Below are 11,496 nucleotides of genomic sequence, written 5' to 3'. Positions count from 1 at the left end.
AGTTTGTGACGTTCGCAACATGTTTGGTTACACAGGCACTTACAAAGGTAAGAAAGTTTCTGTAATGGGCCACGGTATGGGTATTCCATCGTGCTGCATCTATGTACATGAGCTAATTGCTGAGTACGGCGTAAAGAACGTTATTCGCGTAGGTAGCTGTGGTGCGGTACGTGATGACGTTAAACTAATGGACGTTGTTATCGGTATGGGTGCATCGACTGACTCAAAAGTAAACCGCATTCGTTTCAACAACCATGACTTCGCGGCAATCGCTGATTTCGGTCTTCTAGAAGAAGCCGTAAACCAAGCACGTGCACAAGAAGTTCCAGTTAAAGTTGGTAACGTATTCTCTGCAGACCTTTTCTACACTCCAGAAGCTGACCTTTTCGAAAAAATGGAAAAGCTAGGCATCCTTGGTGTTGATATGGAAGCAGCTGGTATCTACGGTGTTGCTGCGGATCTTGGTGCTAAAGCTCTAACTATCCTAACAGTATCTGACCACATCATCCGTGGTGAGAAACTAAGCTCTGAAGATCGTCAAAAATCTTTCAACGACATGATGAAAGTTGCTCTAGAGACTGCAATCAACATCTAACGAATTGATAAGATACATTGAAAAGCGTTACCCCGCAGCCAAGCTCACTTGGCTGCTCAAATAATCCCGAGGGGGAGATCGTGTCTAACGACAAGCTGCCAAAAGATGCGGATGGTTTGCAACTCAACTTTTGTAAAACATTGGCGTGTGACAACTTTGGCTTGAGCGATGCAAAACGGTATGTTTTGCAACACGCAAACCCTAAGCGTCCAGCGATGGTTTGTCGTGAATGTGGAGCTTTCCCCCCCTTACTTAACAATCGTGAAGTGTTAAGCGAACTTCATCGCCTAAGACAACTTCACAGCGACGGGCTCCCTGCTTGTCGTAATGATGATTGCGATAACTTTGGTTTATCGGTTCATACCCACAAACATCTTTATCATGCCTTCGGCTACAGTGGCGATAGGCAGCGTTACAGATGCAAAGACTGCCAATCAACCTTCGTTGATAAGTGGTCAGGATCCAACAAAAAACTTCAGTTTCAAGAGAACCTCATGGGCTTATTGTTCATGGGGTATTCAGTACGTGAAATTTGTAGAAAGTTAGAGATCAATCCAAAGACTTTCTATGATCATGTTGACCATATCGCCAGTCGCTGTCGTCGCAAGTTAGCGATGATCGATGCTCGTTGGGTCAACCATGCTAAAGATTACGAATTCGCTTCTCACTACCAACGCCTGCAACCGAAAAGCAACAATGGTGTGGTATGGATAGCGACTGGCGAGGCACACTCTGGCTACATCCTTTGCCAACACGTCAATTACTCTCAAAATGAAGAACCATCTGGAAGTGCTGATCACAACCCTTATGATGACGTTGCACGCTTTGTGTCTAAAGAGCACTCTTCAGAAGCGAATCTCGAACTTCCTCAGCCGTCTGACAAACTGAAAGAGCGCATTGAGCAGCAATATCAAGTAATTCTTGCGAGAGGTAATGTAGAGGACCCAATGGGGAACCTTACGACATTCAGTTACCCTTCGAAGGGCGCGCTAATTCGACCGCCTTATACTTCCTATGCTCACTTCCTACACGTGCTTGATATGTGTGATGAGAATAAGCATGTCACGATCTATATGCCACAAGATCCATTACTAAGATCTGCCGCTCTAAGCGTTTGCTTGCCGCGTATTCAGAGTCAAAATGTTGACCTTATGTATGTAGAGGAAGACTCAGGTTGGCAAGATGACCAAAATTTTGAAAAGATCGACATCGTTCATATGAGTTGGTGGCGCGATCGTTGGGCTATCGCGAGTCAAGGTGACAGTCAAAAAGGTATCTGCTACCTAACGGGTAATAATCCAGAACCAAAACAGTGGCTTAATACAGCTTCAATTCAGCAAACAAAGTTCTATCAACAACGTTTTCAGTTGTTATTTGATAGCTTCATCAATGAGCCAAGACGTAAACTTCGTCCTGGGGGCATTCTTCCATTACTCGACATATTTAGATCTTGGCACAATCTGTGCTACCAAGATAAGCAAGGGTTGACGGCAGCACAACGCTTAGGTGTGACAGAGCAGCCATTAACTCTTAAGCAATTGCTTTCATAGAAATTTACCATCTAGACAAGCGCTCTAGAACTCATTGATTTCAAAGCAAAAGCATGAGATAACACCCAAAATTGGAAAAGATACGTGTCCCCTTTATGCTCAGCGAGAGATAATTGATGCTTATCATCAATCACACTCCTATAATGATTGTGTTATCAATATGTTCGATAATTATGGATCTAAGCCTTGGACAAAAATCAGTACCTTCTTGAAACCGAACTAGAACAACTCAAAACTCGCGTTGATTCTGAGCCATTGGTGATCCTAGAGATTGCACAACAATGCCTAGTCAGATCAGAGCAAGTTCTGTTTGAAGAGGGCGCTATCCAGTCATTCATGTTAATGGCGAGATGTTGTTGGAACCTTATGGATTACCAGAAAGGTTTAAAATACATCAAGGAAGCCTACAAACGCCAAAGCCGATTAGATACCGATCATTTTCTCCCTGAAATTCTCCACTTACACGCTCTCCAATTCTGGGGACAAGCCAAGTATTACTCCGCCCAACAGTTCTGGATCAATGCATTAGAACAATCTGCACTGGTTGATGAAGTGGAGATTCAAATTGAATGCCTCATTGGCCTTGGCAACATTTGGCGAATGACTCACGAATATAAACTTGCACGCTCTACCCACCAGCTCGCTGTAAAAGTAGCGAATAACAGCCGCATTGGTTGGTTAGAAGGCAAAGCAAGAATACTTCTCGCATGGGATTACTACCTGCTCAACAACTATGTTGAAATGCTATCGGTGCTCGACGGTGCAGAAGAAGCACTAAAAGAATATAAAGATAATACTTGGCACGCTGAAGTATGGGATTTTCGAGGCCTTGCCCTACTTGGCCTTGAACGTTTGGATGATGCAGAACGAGCCACAGCCAAAGCGCACAAGCTAGCAGTAGAGCACAACCTTGTATGGATGAAAGCGCATTCCTACATCAGTCGAGCTAGACTGGAGCTCTTAAGAAAGAGGCCAGAACAAGCCGCCGAGTTGCTAAGGCTGGCAGAAGAGTCAGCAAACGAATTCGATAATGGCGAACTGCTTAGCCAAATTTGTTATCAACAGTCTTTAGTCGCAGAAGAAAATCAAGATTTTGAAGCCGCATTGATCGCTTTTAAGAAGTATCGTCAATATTCTACCGGCATGCTTAAAGAACAAACAAATCGTGTCGGTTTAGACAAAGCGCGCAGTTCAAAACGCCAGCTTGAACAGAGAGCTCGTAAGCTAATTAACCGCATTCGAGGTCAACACGAACACGACCCGGAAAAGCACCTCTCTTATGTCGTTTCCGAAACCTTCTGGTGGGAAAAACTGGTACTATTTAAGACGGAGCTTAAACGCTCTAATCACTGCATCATCATGTTCCATCACATCGATACCGATTACTTAGATGTCTGTACCGAGATAGCACATACCTTGTGTAATCAGAACGACTTCATTGCAAGGCTAAGTTCGGAACGTGTGGCTCTTATGCTTTCCGAAAAAGACGAAGCTGCTGACCAGATCTTCAAAACTCTGACCACCATGCTAGATATCTATCCATGGCACAGAAAAGGATTAAAAGGTTCGAGACCGACCGTCAGCCTCAACGATATTTTGACGTTCCCGTTCACTCTTGAACAACTAGAAGAAGACGATGCTGAGGTAACAGAATGATGGAAACCCTATTAAGCAAGATTACAGATGCAGGTCTAGATCCTTCATCGGTATCGGGTGAAGAGGCGATCATATTCTGGAATCATATTCGCCAACACGTTTCGACTACACAAACAGAACAAGCACACTGTTACATCATCAGCTCTGAGTACCGCGCCGAGTTACGACAAAATCAAACCAGTATTGATGAGTTAAAACTGGCACTCGACCTACTCCACCTTCCTACAGATATAGAAGATATTCTTACTGTAAAGACCAGCTTAAGTAATCGCTTGGTTGAAATTGGTGATTACACGTCGGCACTGAATGAATTCGTCAGCTCATCGACAATCGCCGTTGAGCACGGACATATCGATGAATATGTAATGGCTATCTTAGGTATGGGGAACCTGTGTGACGCTTACGGAGACCACAGCAGAGCTCTTCGCTACTACCAAAAAATCAATAGCATAGATCACGCGATAAGCAGTCGATCACTTCGTCTGAAATTCAAGCTTTATATGGTAGCAAGTCTGCTACTGCTCAACCGAATAACGGCGGCCAGCGACTTACTGAACGAATGCGAAGAACTGAGCATTTTAGTGAGTGATAAGCTACTCACAGCTCAGATACTGTTGTATCAAGCAAAAGTGCTCCGTGCTAAGAAAAAGCACCATGAAGCGCTTCGTTGTCTGTCAAAAATTCAATATCCAGCCAACAGTACTCAAGCAAGTTGGCTCGCGACCATGACTCGTCTAGAGTTAGCACATTGCTTGAGTGCGACCGGAAAGCAAGACTATGCAAGTATGATCTTGTCGAGCACCCACAAACGTGTGAAGCCCGGCTCGTCGCCTGTGCTTGCGAAGCACTTCTATGATTCTCTAAGTGATGTATGTTTGAATCAAGGTCGTTTTGAAGAAGCGCTGAGCTACGAGAAGAAAGGCTACCGAATTGAAACGGATCTGATGAAGCAGATCCCGATCAGCGAACTTGGTGCAAGCCAACTGCGCCGTCTATCACGGTTTGAATTACAACTTAAACTCATTCTCTCCGAACAAGAGAACAAAGAGCTAAAAGAGACAACAGAGCAACATAAAAATACAGTTGCTCAGCTACAACAAGATGTTTTCACCGATCCACTGACCGGGTTACACAACCGTCGCTGGTTAGATGTGAAACTGAAAGATCTACTGCTACACGAAACGCCTTTCGCATTAATGGTTATCGATATCGACCACTTTAAGTCAATCAATGATGAACTGAGCCACTTAGTGGGTGATAAAGCGATCGTCAGCGTTTCTCAAGAACTGCGTTCATACTTTAAGTTTAGAGGCGCGTCATGTGTCAGGTTTGGCGGAGAAGAGTTCCTTGTCATCCTTGAGAATACTGACCTTGCGAAAGCAGAAATGCACTCTGAAAATTATCGAGAGCGTATCTTCCAATTTGGGTGGCATGAAATACTCGGCGAGCGCGGTTTAACCGTTAGTATCGGTATCACTTTGCATCGCGATGGAGAAAATACTCAGCGTACCTTCTATCGTGCAGACAAAGCCCTATACCGAGCTAAAGCCAACGGCCGTAATCAAGTGTGTACAGAGTAGTAACACGTCTGTCTGTGGGTCTTTAGTTCTGTAGGTCTGTAGCTTTGTAGCTAAGCCCGCCTCTTATTGATAAAAGAACAAAGAGATTCCACCTAATGCGGCAAGTGTCCCGATGATACTTTGCTTTGACACCTTCTCTCCTCTAATCGCATAAATCACCAAAATAAAGACCGGGCTGGTCGCTATTAATGTTTGAGCAATCGCAGGGTTAGCATTTTTCAGCGCCACTTGCTGAAGCCATAGAGCGAGAAACGTCCCGACAAAGATTGCCCCTAATAACCAAAGTTTATCGAGCTTGGTCATTGCCCATAAATCTCTTTTTATCGACGAGTACGGCTTCTTTTCAACGAAAGGGATAATCAGCATTACGGCAAACACGCCAATCGTCAGGCGAATCAAAGCACCTAACAATGGTGGAATGTCACCCGCCACCAATGCGTAGTGGGAAATCACCACACCCGACGCCTGACAAACACTTGCCATAAGCCCATATCCAATGCCACCCCACAGTGCTTTGTCATTAGAAATATCATTACCGTTCGCTGATTTCGACGGCTGAAAGACCACAAAGGTCACCGCTAAGGTTGTTATCACAACACCGAGCCAACTTTGCAAAGTGAGTGCCGCGCCAAGAAACATTAATGCCAAAACACCAGAAAGAGGTGGAGCCAGAGATTCCAGCAACAAGGTCTTATTGGCACCAATTCTTTTTAATGCCGCAAAATAAGCACTGTCACCAACTGCGATACCAATGACTCCCGAGATCGCCAAGATCCCAAAATGGTTAGCACTCAGTTCGAATTCAGGCATTGGTATTAACGGCATGACCAACAGCATCATGCCAGAGGCTACAACCCCCTTAACAATGTTCAACTGCATCGCAGAGAAGCGATGTCCAAATTGCCCATAGATCCATGTCGCACATGCCCACACCATCGCAGCGCCAATGGCCGCTAATTCACCTATATACATCCGCATTTATCCTTTATTTATTGTTGTTATGATTATGGCTATGCGCATCGTTTGAATCAGAACTGTCATCTTGTCAGCAAGAAATCCGAAATAACCTATTCAAGTTCAATTGGGTTTTATAAGATCCATCAGTGATTTTATTCTCATTATTAGCAGCAACATATTATTTTCAGATTGGTAAATCATTTTTATAACAATTACTTGGATGATAGCGTAGTATATTTGTAACTAACATCTAACATTACAAGGATCTGTTATGTTTTTAGACTACTTTGCACTCGGTCTACTGATTTTCGTAGCATTAGTTATCTTTTACGGCATCATCGTTATTCACGATATTCCCTATGAAATTGCGAAAGAACGCAATCACCCTCATCAAGATGCTATTCATGTCTCAGGCTGGGTTAGCCTATTCACTTTACACACTATTTGGCCGTTCCTTTGGATTTGGGCTACGTTGTGGCGCAAAGATCGTGGCTGGGGCTTCGCTAAGCTTGAAGAAGAACAACATGATATTCATCACCGAGTCGACACTCTCATCGACCAAGTGAGTGCACTTCAGAACGAAATCGCACAGCTAAAGCAAGCGGGCACTGAGCAAAACAGCACAGAGAAACAGACAAACAACGTTCAAGATCAGGAGGCTAAGTAATGGATTTACTGCTGATAATGACCTACGCGGCGCTTTGTATTACGATTTTCAAAGTATTCAAAATCCCACTAAACAAATGGACTGTCCCAACAGCCGTACTGGGTGGTGTTGTCCTCATCGGTACTTTGATTCTATTAATGAACTACAACCACCCTTTCACACAAATCGGTAATCAAGTTTACTCAACGACACCGATTGTTTCAGGGGTTCGAGGCAAAGTCATCGAGGTTCCGGTTGAAGCAAATAAGCCTCTCAAGCAAGGGGATATCCTTTTCAAAATAGACCCGATTCCTTTTGAAGCTGAAGTTGCTAAGCTGCAAGCCAAAGTAAAAGAAGCGAGTCAAGGAGCCTTAGGTCTAGAGTCGCAAGTTGGAGAAGCTGAAGCTGCCAAAATAAAAGCCATTGCAGAAAGAGATAAAGCACAACGTGAATTCTCTCGATACAAGCGAGGCTTCGAAAGTGGCGCATTTACAGAGCAACAGCTCGATACTCGTCGACAGGCATACAAAGCCACAGAAGCAGCTGTGAAAGTAGCCGAAGCAAACCAACAACAAGCTCAGATCGCACTTAACTCTGAGATTGGCGGTGAGAATACAGCGGTTGCAGGCTTACTTGCTGATTTACGTAAAGCTGAATTCAATCTTGACCAAACGGTAGTAAGAGCACCAACCGATGGCTACGTAACTCAACTCGCTCTTCGTCCTGGTGTAATGGCTGTACCACTACCATTAGCGCCGGTGATGACCTTTGTTCACACTGAGGCGCAATTCTATACCGCAGCCTTTAGACAAAACTCACTACAACGACTGCAACCTGGCTACGAAGCTGAGTTTCTATTTAGAGCACTACCAGGAAAAGTGTTTAAAGGACGCATTGATGAAGTGATCCCAGCCATTGGTGAAAGCCAATTTCAAGCTCGAGGCACACTTCTAGGTACTGACGCACTGCGCACTAGCGGCCGTGTATTTGTTAAGCTGACCATCACTGATGATCTGTCTGAGTACCATTTGCCTATGGGTACTGCCGTCGAAGTGGCCGTTTATTCTGACAGCTTCACTCACGTATCTATCATGCGTAAAGTGCTTATTCGCATGAAGAGTTGGCAAAACTATCTATATCTAGACCACTAAACGGTCGTAGATATACGACAACCCCGCTTAACACATTGTTAATATGAATCAAAAAGCCAGACTCGTTCTGGCTTTTTTGTTGCTTGATTAACCATAAAATTGCGCTTATTACGTGATATTAATGCGTCTAGATGGAATTTTAGACATCTAGACACTTACCTTCCCTTATGGAAGGGTTCTACTGTATAATGCGCGCCTTATTTTTTATATTTGCCCAAAAAACGTTCTCATTGAGACGCATATTAATAATGGCGAATATTATGCTTTATTTTCAGTATTCGAGGTTATCTATGAACTTTTCAGCTAAAACAGTCGTCGTTATTGCTATTGGCGCGGCACTGTACGGCATTGGTGGTTTACCTATGTTTGGTGTCCCAGTGTTTGCTAACACGACATTGAAACCAGCAATGGCAGTCCTAGCACTGTTTTCTGTTTTGTTTGGCCCTATTGTTGGCTTCTTGGTTGGCTTTATCGGTCACTGGGTAACGGATTTGTTCGCAGGTTGGGGGGTATGGTTAACTTGGGTATTAGGCTCAGGTATTGTCGGTATGGTTATCGGCTTATTCCCAATGATGACTAAGAATCGCCTTCAACAAGGCGAACTGCCAATGAAAGATTTTGCACTGTTCGTGGTACTTGCCCTTGCGGGTAACGTTGTGGGTTATGGTAGCTCTGCGTTCCTAGATACCATCCTATACGCAGAACCCTTTACTAAAGTCTTCACTCAACTGTCTATCATCGCTGCGGGCAACACTATTCTTATCGCAGTGGTAGGCTTCCTGATCCTAAAATCAGTCGCTAAACGTAACAAACAAAGCCGTAACCTGACCGAGGCATAAACGCTAATGACTATAGCATTTTCGAACTTCTCTTTTAGATATGAGTCGCTGGATAAACCGACGCTAAAACATATCAATCTAAGGATAGAGAAAGGAGAGAAAATCGTCATTATTGGACCAAGTGGTAGTGGTAAATCTACGCTAGGTCAGTGTCTCAATGGTCTGATACCTCATGCAATTAAAGGTGAGGTCTCTGGTTCTTTAGAGATCAACGGCAAGAATGTCTCTGAGTTTTCAATGCACGACTATACCGAGCAAGTAGGCACAGTATTGCAAGATACTGACAGCCAATTTGTGGGGTTAAGTATCGGTGAAGATATCGCGTTCGCATTAGAAAACCAGTTGATGTCGAACATTGATATGTACCCGTTAGTTAAATCGACAGCAAAAATGGTCGACCTAGCGGATATGCTTGAGCGCTCTCCTCATGACCTTTCAGGTGGTCAAAAGCAACGAGTATCGTTAGCGGGTATTTTAGTCGATGATGTCGATATCTTGCTGTTCGATGAGCCTCTAGCAAGCCTTGACCCTAAAACGGGCAAAGCAACGATTGAGATCATCGACCAACTTCATAAAGAAACCAACAAGACTATCGTGATTATCGAGCATCGCCTTGAGGATGTTCTGCATCGCGATATCGATCGTGTGATCTTAATGGAGCGCGGTGAAATAGTCGCGGATATGACTCCGGATGACCTCTTAGCGTCCAAGTTACTTGATACGCACGGTATTCGTGAACCTCTCTACTTATCTGCACTTAAAGCAGCGAAAGCCCCTCTGACTAACGAAGATAAACTTTCAAACCTCAAAGCTTTGGATTACAAAAGATTCCGCCCAGCAGTTCAAGCTTGGTTTGCTGAGCGCCCGGCACCGGTAGCAGAGAAACAGTACCAGCCTTTGCTCGAAGTTCATGGCTTAACTTATTCTTACGACGGCGAAAAAAATGCACTCGAAGATGTGAGTTTCAAAATTGGTAAGGGTGAGTTTGTCTCGATTTTGGGCAAGAACGGTTCGGGTAAATCCACTATCACCAAACTCATCATGGGTGTGATAGATGCTGATTCAGGTTCTTCCTATCTAAATGGTCAAGACTTATCTGAACTTTCCATCTTTGAAAGAAGCCAGAAAGTCGGTGTGGTGATGCAAAACCCGAATCATATGATCTCACATCATATGATTTTTGATGAGATTGCTTTTGGTCTTCGTAACCGCGGTATGGCAGAACAGCTGGTCACAGAAAAAGTAGAGAACGTTCTTGAGCTTTGCGGGTTAAGTAAGTTCCGCCACTGGCCCATTGAAGCTCTGAGCTATGGTCAGAAAAAGCGTGTAACGATCGCGTCTATCTTAGTGTTGGAGCCCGAACTCCTCATCTTAGATGAGCCAACAGCAGGCCAAGACTACCGTAACTACACATCGATGCTGGCATTCATCCAAAAGCTTAACCGAGATTTGGGCATTACTGTTGTGATCATCTCACACGACATGCACTTGGTTCTAGAATACACCACACGTTCGATCGTAATCGCAGACAGTAAGTTGATTGCTAATGCAGCCATGACGGAAGTGTTTAGTCAGCCATCGCTTTTAGAACGTGCGAACCTTTGCACCACCAGCATTTATGAACTTGCGACTATGATGAAAATCGACGACACCAACGCTTTTATGCAGTACTTCATCGACGACGAGAGAAGCTCGCTATGAATGCATCAAAAGTAAAATTTGGCATCAATTACATTGATACTAAGTCACCGTTACACGCATTGAACGGCATCACTAAATTTGTACTTTTTCTCGCTTGGGTCACTGTGGTTTTGACTACGTTCGACCTGAGATTGATTGCGTTGCTTATTGTGACTGGTTTATTCCTGCTAAAGCTTACTAATGTACCTGTGCGCGTTTATAAGCCTTTGTTATTGGGAACGGTGAGTGTATTAAGCCTAAATGCTTTGTTCATGTATCTGCTTGCTCCACAGCAAGGTACAGAGCTCATCGGCAGCGAGACCCTATTGCTGACACTGCCGGGTAACTACTCGTTGAGCCAAGAGACTCTGTTTTATTTAATCACTGTCACGCTCAAATACATGAGTATGTTCCCGATAGCGTTAATATTCGTCTTTACCACGCACCCGACCGAGTTTGCAGCAAGCCTCAACCGTATTGGCGTTCCATACAAAATCGCCTATGCGGTCAGCTTAACACTGCGTTATTTACCTGAAGTTAAAAAAGACTTCATCAATATCATGCATGCTCAACAGGCTCGTGGCGTTGAACTATCGAAAAAAGCACCTTTACTCACTCGTATCAAAAACGTAGCTAAGGTTCTAGGTCCGCTCATTTTTTCTAGTTTGGACCGTGCAGACGAGATTTCAAACGCAATGACGTTACGAGGTTTTGGCAGACATAAGTCACGGACTTGGTATAGCTATGCGCCTTTGAAACGTATCGATTATGTTTGGCTAATGGTTATCGCCTTTATCGTTGTGTTAGCGATCGTAAAACGTGTTTTAGAACCACAATTATTC

Annotated in this window: 10 protein-coding genes; 9 read left to right on the top strand and 1 reads right to left on the bottom strand. The window is 44.0% G+C overall.

All coding sequences use genetic code 11. The features are described from left to right. The 4 genes from deoD to AB4496_RS02825 form a co-directional block, all read left to right on the top strand. On the top strand, window positions 1–595 hold a 595-nt coding region (gene deoD / locus AB4496_RS02840), incomplete at its 5' end, for a purine-nucleoside phosphorylase (RefSeq protein ID WP_372130569.1). Between the two features lie 80 nt (window positions 596–675). Then, window positions 676–2,145, top strand: a complete 1,470-nt coding sequence (locus AB4496_RS02835) for a transposase (RefSeq protein WP_009845831.1) — start codon at window positions 676–678, stop codon at window positions 2,143–2,145. Between the two features lie 186 nt (window positions 2,146–2,331). Continuing rightward, window positions 2,332–3,801 carry a hypothetical protein gene (locus AB4496_RS02830; protein WP_009845832.1) on the top strand — a complete coding sequence of 490 codons (1,470 nt, stop codon included), beginning with the start codon at window positions 2,332–2,334 and terminating at the stop codon, window positions 3,799–3,801. Next, window positions 3,801–5,381, top strand: coding sequence for a GGDEF domain-containing protein (locus AB4496_RS02825; protein ID WP_009845833.1), 1,581 nt, complete (start codon window positions 3,801–3,803; stop codon window positions 5,379–5,381). Before AB4496_RS02830 ends, AB4496_RS02825 begins: the two co-directional genes overlap by 1 nt. Before the next feature lie 63 nt (window positions 5,382–5,444). Here the strand turns inward: AB4496_RS02825 and AB4496_RS02820 are convergent, their stop codons facing one another. Further along, on the bottom strand, window positions 5,445–6,353 hold the full coding sequence (locus AB4496_RS02820; protein WP_009845834.1) for a DMT family transporter: 909 nt from the start codon (window positions 6,351–6,353) through the stop codon (window positions 5,445–5,447). A 256-nt stretch (window positions 6,354–6,609) separates the two neighbouring features. Between AB4496_RS02820 and AB4496_RS02815 the strand changes: the two genes are divergently transcribed. The 5 genes from AB4496_RS02815 to AB4496_RS02795 form a co-directional block, all read left to right on the top strand. Next, window positions 6,610–7,005, top strand: a complete 396-nt coding sequence (locus AB4496_RS02815) for a DUF3302 domain-containing protein (RefSeq protein ID WP_009845835.1) — start codon at window positions 6,610–6,612, stop codon at window positions 7,003–7,005. Continuing rightward, window positions 7,005–8,135, top strand: coding sequence for an HlyD family secretion protein (locus AB4496_RS02810; RefSeq protein ID WP_009845836.1), 1,131 nt, complete (start codon window positions 7,005–7,007; stop codon window positions 8,133–8,135). The genes AB4496_RS02815 and AB4496_RS02810 overlap by 1 nt, the downstream gene beginning before the upstream one ends. 290 nt (window positions 8,136–8,425) lie before the next feature. Beyond that, window positions 8,426–8,974: an ECF-type riboflavin transporter substrate-binding protein gene (locus AB4496_RS02805; RefSeq protein WP_009845837.1), complete on the top strand. Its 549-nt coding sequence runs from the start codon at window positions 8,426–8,428 to the stop codon at window positions 8,972–8,974. A gap of 6 nt (window positions 8,975–8,980) precedes the next feature. Continuing rightward, a complete protein-coding gene (locus AB4496_RS02800; protein ID WP_009845838.1) occupies window positions 8,981–10,675 on the top strand; it encodes an ABC transporter ATP-binding protein in 1,695 nt (564 codons plus the stop codon). Continuing rightward, on the top strand, window positions 10,672–11,496 hold an 825-nt coding region (locus tag AB4496_RS02795; protein ID WP_372130567.1), incomplete at its 3' end, for an energy-coupling factor transporter transmembrane protein EcfT. The genes AB4496_RS02800 and AB4496_RS02795, both read left to right, overlap by 4 nt.

It is taken from the genome of Vibrio sp. 10N.222.46.A1 (assembly GCF_041473595.1).
In the GTDB taxonomy this organism is placed as follows: Bacteria; Pseudomonadota; Gammaproteobacteria; order Enterobacterales; family Vibrionaceae; genus Vibrio; species Vibrio tasmaniensis_A.
Note: the sequence above shows the minus strand (reverse complement) of the source record. Positions and strands in the feature narration are given on the sequence as shown.